This is a genomic window from uncultured Microbacterium sp. (assembly GCF_945952435.1).
In the GTDB taxonomy this organism is placed as follows: domain Bacteria; phylum Actinomycetota; class Actinomycetes; order Actinomycetales; family Microbacteriaceae; genus Microbacterium.
In genome coordinates this window covers 19,296-38,439 of record NZ_CAMFHZ010000017.1, presented here as the reverse complement: position 1 = coordinate 38,439, position 19,144 = coordinate 19,296, and the positions used below count along the sequence as shown (strand labels likewise).

Sequence of the window (19,144 nt, the reverse complement as noted above, 5' to 3'; positions counted from 1 at the left end):
CGGAGATGGCCGACGAGAACTTTGAGAACCAGCCGACCCTCGATCTGGACGCGCTGGCGGCCCCCGTGGCCGAGCCCGCGCCGGAGCAGGATCATCCCGACGCGGACGGGGCCGATCGCGAGTCCGCCGCAGCGCCGCAGGCCGACGGGGACGCGACGAGCGCGGTGACACCGTCGCCGGCGGTCGAGTCCGACGTTTCCGCGGAGGCGCCGGCGCAGACGGAGGCGCCCGCGCAGGCGGAGGCGTCCGTGCAGGCCGAGACGCCCGTGATCGTGGACGCCGACGCGCCCGCCGAGCCCAAGGCATCCGCCGAGCCGGAAGCGGCCGCAGAGCCCGACGTTCCTGCGGAGCCTGAGCAGCTCACCGCGGTGAGCCTGGGCCTGATTCCGGAGGTCTTCGTCTCCCGGGTGTCGACTCAGCTGCACTTCTACGCGCCCACGATCGTCCCGCTTCCGGCGGCGAAGCCGATCAGGGAGATGCGCGAGAACGAGGACGGCTCCGGACGCCGGGGCCGTGGTCGCGAGTCGGAGCCCCGCACGCGCCAGCGCGTCGTGGAGTACATCACCGAGCCCAAGGCGATCAAGGGCTCGACGCGCCTCGAGGCGAAGAAGCAGCGCCGCCGCGACGGCCGCGACGCCGGTCGCCGCCGTCCGGTCGTGACGGAGGCCGAGTTCCTCGCCCGCCGCGAGGCCGTCGACCGCGAGATGATCGTCCGCTCGAAGAACGGACGCACCCAGATCGCGGTGCTGGAGGACAACGTCCTCGTCGAGCACTACGTCGCGCGCAACCAGGACGCCTCGCTCATCGGCAACGTCTACCTCGGGCGCGTGCAGAACGTCCTCCCGAGCATGGAAGCCGCGTTCGTCGACATCGGCCGTGGACGCAACGCCGTCCTCTACTCCGGCGAGGTCGACTGGGACGGCGTCGAGACCGGCAACCAGCCGCGGCGCATCGAGCTCGCGCTCAAGGCGGGCGACCGCGTCCTCGTGCAGGTCACGAAGGACCCGGTCGGGCACAAGGGCGCCCGACTCACCAGCCAGATCTCGTTGCCCGGCCGCTACCTCGTGTACGTGCCGAACGGCTCCATGAACGGTATCTCCCGCAAGCTTCCCGACACGGAGCGCGCCCGTCTCAAGCGGATCCTCAAGGAGGTTCTGCCGGAGTCCAGCGGCGTGATCGTGCGCACTGCGGCGGAGGGCGCGACCGAGGAGCAGCTCACGCACGACGTGCAGCGCCTCACCGCGCAGTGGAGCCACATCCAGAAGCAGGTCGAGACGCAGCAGGCGCCCGCCCTCCTGCACGCCGAGCCGGATCTTCTCGTCAAGATCGTCCGGGACGTGTTCAACGAGGACTTCACCAAGATGCGGATCCAGGGCGCCGACGCCGGCCGCACGATCCGCTCGTACCTGGAGAGCGTCGCCCCCGACCTGCTCGAACGCGTCGAGGCGTACGAGGACGACGCGGATCCGTTCGACGTCTACCGCGTGACCGAGCAGATCGAGAAGGCGCTGGATCGGAAGGTCTGGCTCCCGTCGGGCGGTTCGCTCGTGATCGACCGCACCGAGGCGATGACGGTCGTCGACGTCAACACGGGGAAGTTCGTCGGCTCCGGCGGCAACCTCGAGGAGACCGTCACGAAGAACAACCTCGAGGCGGCGGAGGAGATCGTCCGCCAGCTGCGACTTCGCGACATCGGCGGCATCATCGTCGTCGACTTCATCGACATGGTGCTCGAGTCCAACCGCGACCTCGTGCTGCGTCGCCTCGTCGAGTGCCTGAGCCGCGATCGCACCAAGCACCAGGTGGCAGAGGTCACCTCGCTGGGCCTCGTGCAGATGACGCGCAAGAAGCTCGGCCTCGGACTGCTGGAGACGTTCAGCGAAGCCTGCGAGGTCTGCGCGGGCCGCGGCGTGATCGTCCACCACGACCCCGTCGTCAAGCACCGCTCCGCGGCGCCGGCACAGGGATCGGGCCGTCGCCAGCGCAACGGCAATGGCAACGGCGGGGGATCGTCGGCGGGAAACGGCTCCGGCAACGGTTCGCCGGCCACCGGCGCCGCCGCCTCGAACGGCGGCACGCACAGCATCCCCGAGGGGGCCAAGTCCGCTCTCGCGCAGATCGCGGCCTCGACACGCGTGCCGTCCGGCGACCTCCCCGCGGCGACCGAGATCGAGGCGGAACCCGCCGCCGAGGCACCGGCCGAACGGCCGAAGAAGCCGCGCAAGAAGCGCGGATCCGACCGGGGCAAGGCGCCGAAGACCGAGGCCGAGCAGCTGCTCGACTCGGTGCTGGACGCACTGCCAGAGCCGAAGGCACCGGGTCAGGGACGCAGCCGCCGTCGGGTCACGACGGCCGCTCTCTCCGCCGGGACGGCCGTCGTGCACACGACGGAAGCGGCCCCGCAGGCCGACCAGGCCTGACACGCGGCCCGTCTGCGCCGCGTCCTCTCGGACGTGCCGTCAGCGATCCCTGCCGCGCACGCGCAGACCGGAGGCGATGAGTCGGCGGGTCAGCTCCTTGCCTCCGACCGGGATCGCGCCCGCGGCGATCAGACGCGCCACGGCGTCGGCGGGCACGTCGTAGTGGTCGAGGTCGAAGGCGCGGTCGGGGAGATCCTGGCCCGCGGCGAACGCGCGCAGCTCGGCCACGCTCGTGTCGCTGACCAGATGCGCCCAGAGCCGTCCGTGCGCGGGCCAGATCGGATCGTCCACGAGGATCGCCATTCCGCGATCCTAGGGGCATGCGAACACCGAAGGGCGCGGTCGCGACACGGCGCGCGCCCGCTTTGCGGCATTCCCCGGCATCCGGTAAAGTAGCTCCTTGGTGCACCGCGCCGGACGGCCCACTCGGACGCTGCGGAATCATGCAACTCGCGCCCGCCACTGCAATCCCTCTGCTGTGGTGCGATGCAAGCACAGTCTTCCCGTGAGAATACGGAGCGCTCGCGCTCCCCAATGAAACAGGTACGAAGTGGTTTACGCAGTAGTGCGCGCCGGTGGACGCCAGGAGAAGGTCGAGGTCGGCACGATCGTTCAGCTCGACCGCCTGAAGGCGGCCCAGGGCGAGAAGGTCGAGCTCGCAGCGGTGCTCCTCGTCGACGGTGACAAGATCACCACCGACGCCGACAAGCTCGCGAAGGTCAAGGTCACGGCCGAGGTCATCGGCAACCTCCGTGGTCCGAAGATCGTCATCCAGAAGTTCAAGAACAAGACCGGCTACAAGAAGCGCCAGGGCCACCGTCAGGACCTCACGCGCGTCAAGATCACCGGCATCAAGTAAGCACCAAGAGGAGCTGAGAAATGGCACACAAAAAGGGTGCGAGCTCGACCCGCAACGGTCGTGACTCCAACGCACAGCGACTCGGCGTGAAGCGCTTCGGCGGCCAGACCGTCAACGCCGGCGAGATCCTCGTCCGCCAGCGCGGCACGCATTTCCACCCCGGCGTGAACGTCGGCCGTGGCGGCGACGACACGCTGTTCGCCCTCGCCGCCGGTGCGGTGGAGTTCGGTGCGAAGGGCGGCCGCAAGGTCGTCAACATCGTCGCCGTCGCCGAGTAATCTCGGCAGACCACATCGGAACGGGGCGGGCTTCGGCTCGCCCCGTTTCCTTTTCCCCGCAAGAATTCCCTCAGGCCCGCGACCGCGGGTCCGAGCCGTCCGTCCCAGGAGGATCCGCATGGTCACGTTCGTCGACAGGGTGACGCTGCATCTGCGTGCGGGCAAGGGCGGCAACGGCTGTGTGTCCGTGCACCGGGAGAAGTTCAAGCCCCTGGGCGGCCCCGACGGCGGCAACGGCGGCGACGGGGGCGACATCGTGCTCCTCGCCGACACGCAGACGGGCACCCTGCTCTCGTACCACCACTCGCCGCACCGCACGTCCGCGAACGGCGGATTCGGCATGGGCGACCACCGCTCCGGCTACGACGGCGAGGACCTGGTCCTGCCGGTGCCCGTCGGCACCGTCGTGAAGAACGCGGACGGCGAGGTGCTCGCCGACATGCTCACGCCCGGCGAGCGCTTCGTCGTCGCAGCCGGCGGACAGGGCGGGCTCGGCAACGCCGCTCTCGCGACGCCCAAGCGCAAGGCGCCGGGATTCGCGCTGCTCGGCACGCCGGGCTACGAGGGCGACGTCGTCCTCGAGCTCAAGACGGTCGCCGACGTGGCCCTGGTCGGCTATCCCTCCGCCGGCAAGTCCAGCCTCATCGCCGCGATCTCAGCCGCCAGGCCCAAGATCGCGGACTACCCGTTCACCACCCTGCACCCGAACCTCGGCGTCGTGCAGGCCGGAGACTCCCGGTACACGGTCGCCGACGTGCCCGGTCTCATCGAGGGCGCGAGCGAGGGGCGTGGCCTCGGGCTGCAGTTCCTCCGCCACGTCGAGCGCTGCTCCGCCCTCCTGCACGTGATCGACTGCGCGACCCTGGAGCCGGGGCGCGACCCGCTCAGCGACCTGGACGTGATCCTCGCCGAGCTCGCCGCATACGAGGTGCCCGAGGGGCAGATCCCGCTGCTGGACCGTCCCCAGGTCGTCGCGCTGAACAAGATCGACGTTCCCGAGGCCCGCGAGCTCGCGGACTTCGTCCGGCCGGATCTGGAGGCCCGCGGCTTCCGCGTCTTCGAGATCTCCACGGTCTCGCACGAGGGGCTGCGGCCGCTCACGTTCGCGCTGGGCGAGATCGTCGACGCGCATCGCGCGGAGCTCGCCGCCGCGGAGCCCGTGCCGGAGCGCATCGTCATCCGGCCGCGCGGCTCGAAGCGCGAGTTCGAGATCCGGGTCGAGGGCGGCAGCTACGGCAACATCTACCGCATCCTCGGCGACAAGCCCGTCCGCTGGGTCCAGCAGACCGACTTCCAGAACGAGGAGGCCGTGGGCTTCCTCGCGGATCGCCTGGAGAAGCTGGGCGTCGAGGACGAGCTGTTCCGCCTCGGAGCGGTCCGCGGCTCCACCGTGGTCATCGGCCCGGGCGAGAGCATCGTCTTCGACTGGGAGCCGCAGATGAGCTCGGCCGCCGAGCTCATCACGTCGCCGCGCGGCCTCGACTCCCGTTTCGACCCGAACACCCGGCGCACGACGAACGAGCGGCGCGAGCAGTACCACGAGCGCATGGACGCCAAGGCCGCGGCGCGGGCCGAGCTCGAGAACGAGCGCCTCTCCGCGCGTCCCGACGCCGGGGGAGTCGGCGAGGACGAGGAGTGACGGCCCTCCGCCGCGCCGATCTGCCCGGCGCGGATCGCATCGTCGTGAAGGTCGGTTCCTCGTCGATCTCCGGCGACGCCGCGTGGCGGATCCCGATGCTGGTCGAGGCGCTCGCTGCGGCGCACGCGCGTGGCACGGAGATCGTCCTGGTCTCCTCCGGCGCGATTGCGACGGGGATCCCGTTCCTGCAGCTCGACGCGCGCCCGACGGACCTCGCGACCCAGCAGGCCGCCGCCGCCGTGGGCCAGAACGTGCTGATCTACCGCTACCAGGAGGCGCTGCGTCCCCACGGTGTCGTCGCGGGACAGGTGCTGCTCACGACCGGGGACCTGGAGCACCCGACCTCGCGCAGCAATGCGCGTCGCGCGATGGAGCGACTGCTCGGGCTGCGCGTGCTGCCGATCGTGAACGAGAACGACACGGTCGCGACGCAGGAGATCCGGTTCGGCGACAACGACAGGCTCGGTGCGCTCGTCGCCCAGCTCATCGGGGCGGACGCGCTCGTGCTGCTCAGCGACGTCGAGTGCCTCTACACCCGACCGCCGTCCGATCCCGCGGCGGAGCCGCTCGACGTGATCGCCGCAGGGGCCGATCTGTCCGGGCTCGAGTTCGGGGCCAGCGTCGTGAACGGCGTGGGCACGGGCGGCGCGGCGACCAAGGCGTCGGCGGCCCGGCTCGCCGCGGCGTCCGGGATCGGCGTGCTCGTCACGAGCGCGGATCTGGTCGCGGACGCCCTCGCCGGCGCCGCGGTCGGCACCTGGTTCGAGCCGGTGGTCTGAGCGGAGGCGACCTCGCCGAGTCGCGTCATCTCGGTCCGAGGCGGAGCGCGGCTGGGTACACTGACCGCATGTCCACCGCCTTCGCCGACACCGCCGCGCCCTCCTCGATCGCGGACTCGCCCGAGACGCGCATGCGCGCCGCGAAGGAGGCGTCCCGCGAGATCGCACGCCTCACGAGCGACGCCAAGGCGCGCGCGCTGCAGTCGATCGCCGACCGGATGACCGCGTCCGCCGAGGAGGTCGTCGCGGCGAACGCGCTCGATCTCGCCCGGGGCGAGGCGGAGGGGATCGGTGCCGGGCTGCTCGACCGGCTGCGTCTGGACGAGACCCGGATCGCGGCGCTCGCGGCCGCGGTGCGCGATGTCGCCGCTCTGCCGGATCCCGTCGGTCGTGTGGTCGGCGGCCACCGGTTGCCGAACGGGGTCGCCCTCGAGCAGGTGCGCGTGCCGTTCGGCGTGGTCGGCGCGATCTACGAGGCCAGGCCCAACGTGACGGTCGACATCGCGGCGCTCGCCCTGCGGTCCGGCAACGCCGCGGTGCTGCGCGGAGGCAGCGCCGCCCGCGAGACCAACACGGTGCTCGTCCAGGTCATGCGCGCGGCGCTCGAGGACGCCGGAATCACCGGGGAGGCGATCCAGACCGTCGACGACTTCGGCCGCGAGGGCGCGAACGCCCTGATGCGTGGACGCGGGCTCATCGACGTCCTCGTGCCGCGCGGCAGCGCGGCGCTGATCGAGACCGTCGTGACGCAGTCGACGGTTCCCGTGATCGAGACCGGCGCGGGCGTCGTGCACATCGTCCTCGACGACTCGGCGCCGTCGGACTGGGCGCGGGACATCGTCGTGAACGCCAAGGTGCAGCGGCCCAGCGTCTGCAACGCGGTCGAGACCGTCCTCGTCCTTCGAGGCGCGGCCTCCCGCGTGGTCCCCGAGGTGGCGGCGGCGCTCCTGGCGCAGGGGGTCACCATCCACGGCGACGACGACATCCGTGCGCTCGTGCCCGAGGCCGTTCCGGCGACCGAGGAGGACTGGGGCACCGAGCACATGTCCCTCGACCTCTCCATGCGGGTCGTCGACGACCTCGACGCGGCGCTCGCCCATATCCGCCGGTACAGCACCGGGCACACCGAGTCGATCATCAGCACGGATGCGGTGCGGATCGACCGGTTCTTGGCCGAGGTCGACTCCGCGGTCGTGATGGCGAACGCGTCCACCCGCTTCACCGACGGGGGCGAGTTCGGCTTCGGCGCGGAGGTGGGGATCTCGACGCAGAAGCTGCACGCCCGGGGGCCGATGGGCCTGGCCGAACTCACGAGCACGAAGTGGTTGGCGCGTGGGGCCGGGCAGACCCGCGCCTGAGGGCTAGACTGAGGAGCTGAGATCCACCCTGATCGCACATCTTCTTGGAGAATCGATGAACCTCGCCGCACTGGTCGTGCAGACCGCCGCTGAGCACGCCGAGAGCGGCAACGTCGCTCTGGAGACGCTTCCGTTCTTCGTGATCGCCGCCGCGGTGTTCACGCTGCTCGGGCTGGTCGCCTTCTCCTACCGCAACGTCGCCAACCGTCACGCCGCCAAGGCGGAGGCCTGGGCGGCCGAGCACGGCCACGATCACGAGGGGCACGGGGCCGGCCACGGTCACTGAGCTGAACCGATGACGACCACTCCGGCGCCGCGGATCGGCGTGATGGGCGGGACGTTCGACCCGATCCATCATGGGCACCTCGTCGCCGCGAGCGAGGTCGCGCACTCCTTCGGACTCGACGAGGTCATCTTCGTGCCGACCGGCGAGCCGTGGCAGAAGAGCGACGTGTCGCCGAGCGAGCACCGCTACCTGATGACGGTGATCGCGACCGCCTCGAACCCGAGCTTCACGGTGAGCCGGGTGGACATCGACCGAGAGGGCCCCACCTACACCATCGACACCCTCCGGGATCTCAAGGCCCAGCGCCCCGATGCCGAATTCTTCTTCATCTCCGGCGCGGACGCCGTGGCGCAGATTCTCAGCTGGAGGGATCATGATGAACTGTGGGACCTGGCCCACTTCGTCGCGGTGTCCCGCCCCGGTCACGTGCTGAGCACGGACGGCCTGCCCAGCGACGACGTCAGCCAGCTCGAGGTTCCCGCCCTCGCGATCTCGTCGACGGACTGCCGTTCCCGGGTGCGCGAGGGGGACCCGGTCTGGTACCTCGTGCCGGACGGGGTGGTCCAGTACATCGCGAAGCATCATCTTTATCGGAGCACGTCATGAGCACATCGGATCAGCACCCGCATGCTGCCGATCGGTCAGAAGGTAACGGCCAACTGACCCGCAAGCAGCTGCGAGAGGCCCGCCTCACGGGATCGACTCCTGTCGTCACCCCGGCGGAGGCCGAGAGCGCGCGCCTCGCCGCTCAGGCCGGGGCCCCGGACGCGGGATCGCCGGGGGCCGTCGAGGCCGAGCCGCTCACCCGTCGTCAGATCCGTGAGCAGGAGCGCACGCGCACCGACGCGGTCACCGTGCCGGACGAGGTCGCCACCCCCGTGGAGGGGCCCCCGGCCGCGCCGTCGGATCCGGCGCCGGCGCGTTCCCCGCAGCCCTCGGGCATGATCACCGACGTGCCGCGCCCGAGCGCGTCCTCGCGACGCAGGGCCGCGGAGGCGACCGACGACGAGCTGGACGGGGTGGACGACGCCGACCAGAGCGTCGCCCCGGTCTCCGTCTCCGCCGTGATGCGCGCCGAGGAGGCCGAGCGCTCGCGCCGGGCCGGTGCCGCGGATGCGCCGACCCCGCCGCAGCCGGCCGCGTCGTCTCGTTCCTCGGCGGAGCCCGCCTCGACGACCTCGGCGGAGCAGGCGTCGACGACCGTGCCGCCGGTCCCGGCGACGCCCGCGGCAGAGGCGGCCGAGATCGCCACCGCCGCGCCGGAGCGACCACGCGCATCCGCCGTGCCGACCCAGGAGGCGCCGCGGACCGCGTCCGCAGCATCGGACTCCGACCGGTCGCGCACGGACGGAGCGGTCGAGCCGACCGTGAACCCGGGCTTCGGCCAGCGCGTGCTGTCGTCCCCGCCTCAGGCGCCCTCCCGGTCGTTCGACGCACTGATCGACGACTCCACGGGGTCGCATCACGCCGCGCCGAACGCGCTCATCTTCCAGCAGGCGCCCGGGGCGCTCTCGCTCTCCGGCCCGATCGCCTCGACGGGGGAGATCCTCGTCACCGGCAGCTACGACCTTCCCGCCGGGCTCGGATCCCGCGGGCACGCCGATGGCGCGGCCGACGGCAAGGACGTCGACCTCGTCCTCGTCGACGGGGAGCTCGCCCCCGCCTCCTCGCCCACTCCGATCGCGGCGAGCGCGGCGATCGGGACCATCAAACCGGCCGGGGAGGTCATCCGCCCGCCGGAGCCCGAGAAGGGCAACAGACTCATGCTCGCGCTGACCATCACCGCGGGTGCCCTCGCGGTCGCCCTGGTGGGCGCCCTCATCGTCGCCATCACCACGGGAGCCTTCTCTTGATGCAGTCGCCCGCAGCCACCGACATGCTGCAGATCGCCGCGGACGCGGCTCGTTCGAAGGGCGGGGAGGATCTGCTCGCGCTCAACGTCTCCGAGCCCCTGCCCCTCGTCGACGTCTTCCTGCTCGTCACGGGAAACAGCGAGCGCAACGTCGCCGCGATCGCCGACGAGGTCGAGGACCGGATGATCGAGGCGGGCTTCAAGCGCGTCCGTCGCGAGGGGCGCAGCGAGGCGCGCTGGGTGCTGCTCGACTTCGGCGACCTCATCGTCCACGTGTTCCACGAGGAGGAGCGCACCTACTACGGCCTCGAGCGGCTGTGGAAGGACTGCCCCGTCGTCCCGATCGCCGAGCCGGCGCCCCTCGGCGCGCCCACCGAAAAGGACTGATCCCCGACGCTCGCGATGTCGGTGCGGGATCGTCCTCGAACGCGAGTACGCTCGGGAGCGTGGGCAGGATCACGACGCGCAGGCCCGTCACCCGGATCGCACTCGGGGCCGGGGTGGGTCGGCGTGCCGACACGCTCGCCGTCGAGGAGCCGCTCGAGATCCGCATCGCGGGAGAGCCGCTCGCCGTCACGATGCGCACGCCGGGTCATGACGTCGAACTGGCGATCGGGTTCCTCGTCTCCGAGGGCGTGATCTCCCGATCCGACGAGTTCCTCTCCGCGATCCACTGCGGCGGACCGGGCACCGGGGGAGCGGAGAACACCTACAACGTGCTCGATGCCGCCCTCGCTCCCGGCGTGCGGCTGCCGTCGGCCGACGAGGCGCGACGGTTCTACACGACGAGCTCGTGCGGTGTCTGCGGCAAGGCCAGCATCGACGCCGTCGCGACGACCTCCCGCTTCGACGTCGCGGATCCCGAGCTCGTGGTCTCCGCCGCGTGGATCGCGTCCCTGCCCGATCGACTGAGAGCAGAGCAGGCCGCTTTCGACAAGACCGGAGGACTGCATGCGGCGGGCCTCTTCGATGCCGAGAGCGGGGAGCTCCTCGTCGTCCGCGAGGACGTCGGACGGCACAACGCGGTCGACAAGGTCGTCGGATGGGCCCTGCAGTCCGGCCTCCTGCCGCTGCGCTCGACCGTGCTGCAGGTGTCGGGCCGTGCGAGCTTCGAGCTCGTGCAGAAGGCGGTGATGGCGGGGATCCCGATCCTCTCCGCGGTGTCTGCGCCTTCCTCGCTCGCCGCCGAGCTGGCGGAGGATGCGGGGCTGACCCTGCTCGGCTTCGTCCGCGGCGGGTCCATGAACGTGTACGCCCATCCGCACAGGGTGGTCCTCGACGAAAGCGCTGCGACAGCGGGTGCGCCCGCGCAGGAGAGACAGGTGGAGCGATGATCGACGACGCGAGCAAGCGGAGCGGAACGGCCTTCGGACTCATGCCCGACGTGCCGCGGCAGGGCGGCTACGGACCCGTCGCGAAGGGGGACTGGTCGCGCAAGCCATACCACCACCCCGCCGCCGGATGGGGCGCCGCGAAGTCCGTGGGGATGGTGCTGCTGCGCGAGCGCGAGCCGATCGCCGGATCCGAGGCCATGCTCATCATGAACCACGGACGCTCCGGCTTCGACTGCCCCGGATGCGCGTGGCCGGACGACCTCGGCAACCTCCGACTCGACATCTGCGAGAATGGCGTCAAGCACGTGACGTGGGAGATGACGCACAAGCGCGTAGACCGCGGCTTCTTCGCCGCGCACACCGTGGCGGAGCTGAGCACCTGGACCGATTTCGACCTCGAGGACCAGGGCAGGCTCACCGAGCCGATGAGCTACGACCCCGCGAGCGATCGCTACGTGCCGATCTCGTGGGACGACGCCTTCCGGCTCATGGCCGAAGAGCTGCAGGGGCTCGCGAGCCCCGATGAGGCGGCGTTCTATACCTCGGGCCGGCTCAGCAACGAGGCGACGTTCCTGTACCAGCTCATGGTGCGCGAGTACGGCACCAACAACCTGCCGGACTGCTCCAACATGTGTCACGAGGCCTCGGGCCGCGCCCTGACGGCGTCGCTCGCGACGGGGAAGGGCACGGCCGACCTGCGCGACTGGGAGGAGTGCGACGCGCTTTTCATCCTGGGTGTGAACGCGGCGTCCAACGCCCCCCGCATGCTCACGGCGCTCTCGGACGCGGTGCGTCGTGGAGCGCAGGTCGTGCACGTGAACCCGCTGATCGAGGCCGGGGCCACGCGCACGATCGTGCCGCACGAGTTCGTCGACATGGCGCTGTTCAAGAGCACGCCCACGAGCACGATGAACCTGCAGGTGCGTCCCGGTGGTGACCTCGCGCTGCTGCGCGGCATCGCGAAGGTCGTGTTCGAGGAGTCCGTGGCGAATCCCGACGTCCTGGACACCGCGTTCCTGCGCGAGTACACCGACGGTCTCGCCGAGTACCGCGCCCTGGTCGAGGCGACGCCGTGGGCCGAGCTCGTGCGCCAGGCGGGGCTCACGGAGGAGGACATCCGTGCCGCGGCTGCGGTCTACCTCGGCTCGGAGAAGACCGTCATCAGCTGGTGCCTCGGCGTGAGCCAGCACGAGCACGGCGTCGACACCGTGCGCGAGATCGTGAACCTCCTCCTCCTGCGCGGGAACATCGGCCGCCCCGGCACGGGCCCGTCCCCGGTCCGCGGGCACAGCAATGTGCAGGGCAACCGCACCTGCGGGATCGACCACCGGCCCAGCGGCGCCTTCCTGGACAGGCTCGCCGAGGTCTGCCACATCGATCCGCCCCGCCACCACGGGTTGGACACGGTCAAGACCGTGCAGGGCATGCACGACGGCAGTGTCAAGGTGTTCGTCGGCATGGGCGGGAACTTCGTGCTCGCGGCCCCCGACACCCCCTTCACCGCGGAAGGGCTGCGGCAGTGCGCGCTCACCGTGCAGGTGAGCACCAAGCTCAACCGCAGCCACCTCGTGCACGGGACGAAGGCGCTGATCCTGCCGTGCCTGGGCCGCACCGAGCGGGACCAGCAGCAGGCCGGCCCGCAGGGCGTGACGGTCGAGGACGCGATGAGCATGGTGCACCTCTCCGTGGGCCGCAAGCGCCCCGCCTCCCCGTACCTGAAGTCGGAGCCGGCGATCATCGCGGGCATGGCGCAGGCGCTCCTTCCCGCGTCGCCGACGCCGTGGGAGGAGCTCGTCGGAGACTACGACCGGATCCGCGACGTCATGGCGAAGGTGCTCCCGGGCTTCGAGCACTTCAACGAGCGGATCCAGAGCCGGCACGGCTTCCGGATCCCGCAGCCTGCGCGCGAGCGCGAGTTCCGGACGCCGTCGGGGAAGGCGGAGTTCTCGCACGCCCCGCTGCCCGACGTGATCCCGGCGTCGAGCGAGACGCTCGTGCTGCAGACCATGCGGTCGCACGACCAGTGGAACACGACGATCTACTCGAACAACGACCGGTACCGCGGCGTGAAGAACCTGCGTGAGCTGATCTTCCTGCACACCGACGACATGCGCGAGCGGGGCATCGCGGAGGGCGACCTCGTCGACATCAGGGCGACGTCGAAGGACGGCTCGATCCGCACCGTGCACGCGTTCCGCGCGGTGGCCTACGACCTGCCGAAGGGCAGCGCCGCCGGCTACATGCCCGAGCTGAACCTGCTCATCGGACCGAAGGACTACAGCACGCAGAGCGACCAGCCGCTCATGAAGAGCATCCAGGTCACGGTCGCCCCCGTCTGATCGCGGGCCGTCGGTCCTCGGCGGGGTTCCTCAGCGGGCTGCGCGCAGTACGGCGGCGAGGCGCTGAGCGAAACCGGGGGCGATCGTGTCCGGCAACGCGTCGACGGGGAACCAGCGCACGTCCTCGCTCTCCTCGCTCACCGCGGTCGCGGTCGTCGCAGGATCCGCGAGCGCGACGTAGCCGATGTCCCAGTGGGCGGCGCAGGAGAAGCCCCCATGCAGCTCGTGACGGTCCAGATCGACGATGCGGTCGCCGAGCAACCGGAGCTCCGCGACGCCCGACTCCTCCCGGGCCTCGCGGACGGCGGCCGCCGCGAGGGAGGGGTCCTCGTCTTCGACGTGGCCGCCGAACTGCACCCAGAACCCGCCCTTGCCATGGAAGCAGAGCAGGATCCGATCCCGGGCGGGAGAGAGCACGAAGCACGACCCCGTGACGTGCTGGTCGCCGCCGTTCCGACGCAGCGCGTCCTCACCGCGAGAGCCGACGAAGCGGAGATAGGCGTCGCGGGTCGGGGTCGCAGGAGGGCCGCGCAGCTCGGCGAGGAGGTCGTCGTGACGCATCTGACCATTCTCCCGCACCGGTCGCCTCCGGCGGAGCGGGATCGAGCCCGCCGCAGGCTTCAGAGATCGCGGAGGAACAGGTCGTCCCAGGTCTCCCGACGGATCACCGCGCGGGCCTCCCCGCCGCGGACGAAGACGACCGGCGGACGCCGGGCGCCGTTGTAGTTGTTCGCCATCGTGTGCGTGTAGGCGCCGGTGGCCGGCACGACGAGCAGATCGCCCACACGCGCCGCAGGCAGGCGCAGGGGGTCGATGAGCACGTCCCCGGACTCGCAGTGACGGCCGACGACGACGACGTCCTCCGTGTCCTCCTCGCCCAGACGGGTCGCGAGCGCCGCTTCGTAGCGCTGCTGGAACAGCGCCACCTCGAGGTTGTCGCCCATGCCGCCGTCGACCGCGACGAACGCGCGCGCGTCCCGCTTCACGGTGGTGACGGTGTACAGCGTCAGGGCGGCGCCGTTGACCATGCTGCGGCCCGGTTCGATGATCAGTTCGGCGGTCGAGGGCAGATGGGCGCGTGCGGCGGCGAGCAGCGTGTCGAGGTAGTCCGCGACGCTCGCGGGGTGCTCGTCGTAGGTGTAGCGCGCGCCGAGGCCGCCACCCAGGTCGTACACGTCGAAGGTGCCGAGGGCGGCGAGCGGAGCCACGGCGGCCGCGAGCTCGGACGGATCCATGACCTGGGATCCCACGTGCGCGTGCACCCCGCGCATCCGCAGTCGCGGACTCCGGGAGATCCGCGCGATGAGCGCCTTCGCCGCGGGCGCGGTGAGCCCGAACTTCGACCCGACCTGGCCGGTCTGGACGTGCGGGTGCGTCGACGACGCGACCTCCGGCACGACGCGCACGAGCACGTCCTGTCGGCGTCCTGCGGGGACGATCTCCTCCAGGCGGTCGACGTCGTCGGAGTTGTCCACGACGACGAGGCCGACCCCGGCATCGACCGCGAGTCGCAGCTCCTCGGTGCTCTTCGCGTTGCCGTGCAGGACGATGAGCGCCGGATCGACCCCCGCGCGGAGAGCGCTCAGGATCTCGCCGCCGCCCGCGACGTCCAGGCCCAGGCCCTCCTCTGCCATCACGCGCTGCACCGCGGTCGCGGGGAAGGCCTTGGAGGCGAAGACGACCCGTGCGTGCGGCCAGCGGGCCTCGAGTTCGGTGCGGTACTCCCTGGCGCGGGCGCGCAGGGCGGTCTCGTCGACGATGATCGCGGGCGTCCCGAACTCCCGGGCGAGGTCGTCCACCCGGCAGCCGCCGATCCGCAGGGTGCCGTCGGGATCGACCGCGCTTCCGGCGGGGAGCAGATCGAGCAGCGGGTGCGTCATGCGGGATTCCTTCGTTCGGGAGAGGCGCTCGGGGAGCGTTCGGGAGAGGCGCTCGGAGAGGGCGAGCCGGTCACCGGGAGGTCGCGGGTGCGGCGCGGCGCGGAACGACGACGACGGGGACAGGGGAGTGACGGACGATCTTCGTGGCATGCGATCCGAGGAACACGCGGGCGAGCGGGCCGAGGCTGCTCGAACCGACCACGAGCACCTCGTCGTCGCGCCAGGGGAGGTCGCCGACCGCGGCCCCCCAGCTCTCGCCGACGCCGATCACCGTCCCGTCCCGCGGCGGGGGGTCCTGGAGGGTCGCGACCTCGGCGAGCAGCAGCGCGGCATCGCGCTCGACGTCCCTGGCCCACTGCGCGACGATCCGATCTTCCGCGCCGAGGCCGGCGCCGTCGGATCCGGACGTCCGCGGGACCACGACGAAGGTCGCGATCCGCAGGGCGGCCCCGACCACCCCCGCGACCTCGGCGGCGCCGCGCACCAGCTCGGACGAGGCCTCCGTGCCGCGGTAGGCGGCGGTGACCCGGCCGATCACACCATCGGAGGGCGTGCGGTAGCCGCGGGGAGCGATCGCGACCGGCACGGAGGACGCGTGCAGCAGCGCGTCGCTCTCGGAGCCGAACCCGACCCGTCCCGGAGCGCCGTCCGACGACGATCCGATCACGAGCAGCGCCGCGTCGTGCTCTTCGGCGAGCTCGACGAGTCCGCGGCGAGCGGACGACGCCTCGTGCACCACGTACACGGCTGGGACGGCGTCTCCGAGCACGGCCGCGGCGTGGTCGAGGGCGGCGTTCGCGGCGTCCCGCGTGTACGAGCGCCATTCGGCGTCGGCGGTGCCGGCGGAGAGCGGCCAGGTCCGCGGCACGATCGCCGCGACGACGAGATCGGTCCGCGCGGAGCGGGCGAGCGTCGCCGCCAGTTCCACGACGGAGGCGGAGCGGCGCCCCGGATCGATGCCGACGACGAGGGTCACGGCCTCGTCCCCTTGCGACGCGATGCCGCCGCCCGACGGATCGCCGCCGTGCTCGGCTGGGTGAGGTTGGTGGTGTACGGCACGTCGCCCGCCGCGACGCCTGCCTCGGTCTGTGCGCGTTCGAGCGCGGAGTGGCGCCGACCGTAGAACCAGTAGAAGACGAGGAACGCGGCGGTCCAGACCAGGAAGACGAGGATCGTGACGGGGCGCAGCTGCGTGATGATCGCGATGCAGCCCGCGATCGAGAGGATCGGGATTGTCCAGCCGAGCGGCAGGCGGAACCCGCGCTCCAGCTCCGGTTCCCGCACCCGCAGGATGATGACGCCGAGTGAGACGACGAGGAAGGCGACCAGGGTCCCGATGCTGGTCATCTCGGCGAGGAAGTCGATCGGGATGACCGCGGCGAGGACCCCCGTCACCGCCATCACGATGAGCGTGTTGGGGATCGGCGTCATGGTCCGCCGGTCGACCTTCGCGAAGACGGGAGGCATCATGCCGTCGCGGGACATCGCGAACAGGATGCGGGTCTGCCCGTAGAGCACCACGAGGGTGACGGAGAAGATCGAGATCACCGCGCCCGCGGCGACGATCGTGCCCGGCCAGGCGGAGCCGATCATGTTCTGCAGGATCGCGGAGAGCCCCGCGTCCTGATCGGCGAACTTCTCCGGCGCCTGCGCTCCGAGCGCGGCGAGGCAGGTCAGCACGTAGAGGGTGATGATGATGCCCAGCGCGAACATGATCGCGAGAGGGAGATTGCGCTTCGGGTTCTTCGCCTCGTCCCCCGCGGTGGAGACCGCGTCGAGCCCGACGAACGAGAAGAAGATGATCCCCGCGCCGCCGACGATCCCGGCGAAGCCCGCCGGAGCGAAGTCGTGGAAGTGGTCGGCGTTCCAGCCGGTGAAGGCGACGGCGCAGAAGAACACCACGACGCCGATCTTGACGACCACCATGACGCTGTTCACCAGGGTCGACTCGCGCGCCCCGCGCACGAGCAGCAGCGCGCACAGCACGATCACCACGACGGCGGGGACGTTGACGATGCCGCCCTGCTCGGGGGCCTGGGAGAGCTGCACGGGCAGCTGCCAGCCGAAGAGGTTCTGCAGCAGCTGGTTGATGTACTGCGACCAGCCCACCGCGACCGCGGCGGTGGAGACGCCGTACTCGAGCAGCAGGCACGCGCCGACCGCCATCGCGGTGCCCTCGCCCAGCGTCGCGTACGCGTAGGAGTAGGTGGATCCCGAGACCGGCACGGCGCCCGCCATCTCGGCGTAGCAGAGCGCGGTCAGGCCCGCGACGGCACCGCCGATCACGAAGGACCAGATGACCGCGGGGCCGGCGATCGGAACGGCCTGGGAGAGGATGAAGAAGATGCCGGTGCCGAGCGTGCCGCCGACGCCGATCATGGTCAGCGAGAACAGGCCGATGCTGCGTTTGAGCGCGGCCTCGTCCCCGCCCGGCGGGGTCGTCGGCTTGCGGCGCAGCAGCTGCTGGGCGATCGTGGGCATACCAGTCTCCTTCGAATGGTGGTCCGTTCCGCGGCGGTCGGCGCCGCGGGCGGCGATGTCAGTCTTCTCTCGTCACCCGGAAGAGCGCCACATCGGGACGCACCGCTCCGCGCACGTAGCCGGTCGGTGACGCCGCGACGGCCTGCAGGAAGGCCACCGTCTGCGCGGTGATCTCCTCGCCCGGGATGACGTTGGGGATCCCCGGCGGGTAGGCAGCCAGGGTATCGGCCGAGATGCGGCCGACCGCGCGTGTCGCGTCGACGAGTTCGGTCCCGGCGAAGAACGCATCCCGGGGGAGCAGGCGCAGCGTCCCCGCGGGCGGCAGCGGCGGGAACGCCTCGTCCGCGGCCAGCGCGCGCTCGAGCCGGGCGGGCTCCGAGCCGACGGCTGTGCGCAGCGCGTCGAGCACTCCGTCGAGATCCGGCGTCTTACCCGCACCGATCAGGGCGACGAGGGTCGTCGCGGTCGCCATCTCGACGTAGATCCCCTCCGTCTCGATGAGGTGCCGGCGCAGCCAGTGGCCGCTCACCCCGGTGGCCGACACGTCGATCGGGACGCGCAGCGGATCCACGCCGACGATGTCGTCGAACGCCCCGAACCCGTCGTCGATCACGGCGAACAGAGGATCCTCGCGCAGGGCGGCGCGGAACGACCGCGCGACCTCGAGGGAGCGGCCGATCTGCTCGGCGCCGGTCGCGAGCGCGGAGCGGGCGATGTCGAGCGACGCCTGCAGCAGCGCCGAGCACGAGGTCGACGCGGTCATCGCCACGGCGCGCTCGACGAGCGGTTCCAGCAGGTCTGCGAAGGGTCCGTCGCCGAGGTGCAGCATCGCCGACTGGGTCAGCGAGCCCGCGAGCTTGTGCGTGCTCGAGACCACCAGGTCGGCGCCGAGACGGGACGGGGAGTCAGGGAGGTCGGGGTGGAAGCCGAAATGCGGTCCCCAGGCGCCGTCCACGATGAGCGGAGCGCCGTGCGCGTGCGCGACACGGGCGAGCCCGGCGACATCGGACACGGATCCGAAGTAGCTCGGCGAGACGATGTAGACGGCGCTCGCCGGCTCCCCGCGCTCGGAGGCGGCGGAGAGCGCCTCCTCCAGCGCCGCAGGGGACACGCCGTGAGCGATGCCGTGCGTCCGGTCGACGGACGGGAACACGAAGGACGGGACGAGGCCCGCCGTGAGCACCCCGTCGCTGAAGCTGGAGTGCGCGCTGCGCTGCGAGAGCACTCGGCTGCCGAGACCGCGCACGGCGAGCGCCGCGATCCGATTGGCCTGCGAGGCGCCGCCCGTGACGAACCAGGTCCGCCGCGCGCCCCACGCCTGCGCCGCGAGGTCGAGCGACTGGTCCAGCGGCGACGGCGCGCCGAGGTCGATGTCCTCCAGGAGCATGGGCACATCCAACTGCAGGGTCCGCGCGCCGAAGTAGTCGGCGAGACGCGCACTGAGACCGTCAGCGTTTCCCCCGTGCCCGGGGACCATCAGCTGCACCGGCCCGCGTGCCGCATGACGCTCCAGCGCATCCGCATACGGCGTCTGCCACTGCCGCGGGTCCACGGGGCGCGGCGAGCCGGAGGGAGCGGACAGAGCGTCGGGAGCGGCATCGAGCGAGGGCATCCCCCCATGGTGCAAGCGTCGAGAGAG

General features: G+C 71.4%; 18 protein-coding genes. 12 read left to right on the top strand and 6 right to left on the bottom strand.

Going from position 1 to position 19,144, the window contains the following annotated elements:
• Window positions 1-5 precede the first annotated feature (5 nt).
• Window positions 6-2,420 (top strand): Rne/Rng family ribonuclease, encoded by a 2,415-nt coding sequence (locus Q0P88_RS10255; RefSeq protein ID WP_295013768.1) that lies wholly within the window; start codon window positions 6-8, stop codon window positions 2,418-2,420.
• A 39-nt stretch (window positions 2,421-2,459) separates the two neighbouring features.
• Here the strand turns inward: Q0P88_RS10255 and Q0P88_RS10250 are convergent, their stop codons facing one another.
• On the bottom strand, window positions 2,460-2,723 hold the full coding sequence (locus Q0P88_RS10250) for a DUF4031 domain-containing protein (protein ID WP_295013766.1): 264 nt from the start codon (window positions 2,721-2,723) through the stop codon (window positions 2,460-2,462).
• A 247-nt stretch (window positions 2,724-2,970) separates the two neighbouring features.
• Here Q0P88_RS10250 and rplU point away from each other — a divergent pair, with 247 nt between their 5' ends.
• The 11 genes from rplU to Q0P88_RS10195 all read left to right on the top strand — a co-directional run bounded on the left by rplU (window position 2,971) and on the right by Q0P88_RS10195 (window position 13,144).
• The gene (gene rplU / locus Q0P88_RS10245) at window positions 2,971-3,279 is read left to right on the top strand and encodes a 50S ribosomal protein L21 (protein WP_295013764.1); all 309 of its coding nucleotides are present in this window, start codon (window positions 2,971-2,973) and stop codon (window positions 3,277-3,279) included.
• A 20-nt stretch (window positions 3,280-3,299) separates the two neighbouring features.
• Window positions 3,300-3,557: a 50S ribosomal protein L27 gene (rpmA, locus tag Q0P88_RS10240; protein ID WP_295013762.1), complete on the top strand. Its 258-nt coding sequence runs from the start codon at window positions 3,300-3,302 to the stop codon at window positions 3,555-3,557.
• 118 nt (window positions 3,558-3,675) lie between these two features.
• Window positions 3,676-5,196 carry a GTPase ObgE gene (obgE, locus tag Q0P88_RS10235; protein WP_295013760.1) on the top strand — a complete coding sequence of 507 codons (1,521 nt, stop codon included), beginning with the start codon at window positions 3,676-3,678 and terminating at the stop codon, window positions 5,194-5,196.
• Window positions 5,193-5,975, top strand: a complete 783-nt coding sequence (proB, locus tag Q0P88_RS10230; RefSeq protein ID WP_295013758.1) for a glutamate 5-kinase — start codon at window positions 5,193-5,195, stop codon at window positions 5,973-5,975. Before obgE ends, proB begins: the two co-directional genes overlap by 4 nt.
• A 68-nt stretch (window positions 5,976-6,043) precedes the next feature.
• Entirely contained in the window at window positions 6,044-7,333 is a 1,290-nt protein-coding gene (locus tag Q0P88_RS10225; protein WP_295013756.1) for a glutamate-5-semialdehyde dehydrogenase, read from the top strand.
• 55 nt (window positions 7,334-7,388) lie between these two features.
• Window positions 7,389-7,619 carry a hypothetical protein gene (locus Q0P88_RS10220; protein WP_295013754.1) on the top strand — a complete coding sequence of 77 codons (231 nt, stop codon included), beginning with the start codon at window positions 7,389-7,391 and terminating at the stop codon, window positions 7,617-7,619.
• A 9-nt stretch (window positions 7,620-7,628) separates the two neighbouring features.
• On the top strand, window positions 7,629-8,225 hold the full coding sequence (gene nadD / locus Q0P88_RS10215) for a nicotinate-nucleotide adenylyltransferase (RefSeq protein ID WP_295013752.1): 597 nt from the start codon (window positions 7,629-7,631) through the stop codon (window positions 8,223-8,225).
• On the top strand, window positions 8,222-9,472 hold the full coding sequence (locus Q0P88_RS10210; protein WP_295013750.1) for a hypothetical protein: 1,251 nt from the start codon (window positions 8,222-8,224) through the stop codon (window positions 9,470-9,472). The genes nadD and Q0P88_RS10210 overlap by 4 nt, the downstream gene beginning before the upstream one ends.
• The gene (rsfS, locus tag Q0P88_RS10205; protein WP_295013749.1) at window positions 9,472-9,858 is read left to right on the top strand and encodes a ribosome silencing factor; all 387 of its coding nucleotides are present in this window, start codon (window positions 9,472-9,474) and stop codon (window positions 9,856-9,858) included. Before Q0P88_RS10210 ends, rsfS begins: the two co-directional genes overlap by 1 nt.
• 59 nt (window positions 9,859-9,917) lie before the next feature.
• Window positions 9,918-10,805: a formate dehydrogenase accessory sulfurtransferase FdhD gene (gene fdhD, locus Q0P88_RS10200; RefSeq protein WP_295013747.1), complete on the top strand. Its 888-nt coding sequence runs from the start codon at window positions 9,918-9,920 to the stop codon at window positions 10,803-10,805.
• Window positions 10,802-13,144, top strand: a complete 2,343-nt coding sequence (locus Q0P88_RS10195) for an FdhF/YdeP family oxidoreductase (RefSeq protein ID WP_295013745.1) — start codon at window positions 10,802-10,804, stop codon at window positions 13,142-13,144. The genes fdhD and Q0P88_RS10195 overlap by 4 nt, the downstream gene beginning before the upstream one ends.
• A 30-nt stretch (window positions 13,145-13,174) precedes the next feature.
• On the opposite strand, the gene Q0P88_RS10190 is transcribed toward Q0P88_RS10195, so the two are convergent.
• From Q0P88_RS10190 to Q0P88_RS10170, 5 genes are all read right to left on the bottom strand, one after another.
• Window positions 13,175-13,705, bottom strand: coding sequence for an NUDIX domain-containing protein (locus Q0P88_RS10190; RefSeq protein ID WP_295013743.1), 531 nt, complete (start codon window positions 13,703-13,705; stop codon window positions 13,175-13,177).
• A gap of 59 nt (window positions 13,706-13,764) precedes the next feature.
• The gene (gene lysA, locus Q0P88_RS10185; protein ID WP_295013741.1) at window positions 13,765-15,024 is read right to left on the bottom strand and encodes a diaminopimelate decarboxylase; all 1,260 of its coding nucleotides are present in this window, start codon (window positions 15,022-15,024) and stop codon (window positions 13,765-13,767) included.
• A 70-nt stretch (window positions 15,025-15,094) separates the two neighbouring features.
• Window positions 15,095-16,000, bottom strand: a complete 906-nt coding sequence (locus Q0P88_RS10180; protein WP_295013739.1) for a universal stress protein — start codon at window positions 15,998-16,000, stop codon at window positions 15,095-15,097.
• Window positions 15,997-17,505: an amino acid permease gene (locus Q0P88_RS10175; RefSeq protein WP_295013737.1), complete on the bottom strand. Its 1,509-nt coding sequence runs from the start codon at window positions 17,503-17,505 to the stop codon at window positions 15,997-15,999. The genes Q0P88_RS10180 and Q0P88_RS10175 overlap by 4 nt, the downstream gene beginning before the upstream one ends.
• A 58-nt stretch (window positions 17,506-17,563) precedes the next feature.
• A complete protein-coding gene (locus Q0P88_RS10170; protein ID WP_295013735.1) occupies window positions 17,564-19,117 on the bottom strand; it encodes an aminotransferase class I/II-fold pyridoxal phosphate-dependent enzyme in 1,554 nt (517 codons plus the stop codon).
• Window positions 19,118-19,144 lie beyond the last annotated feature (27 nt).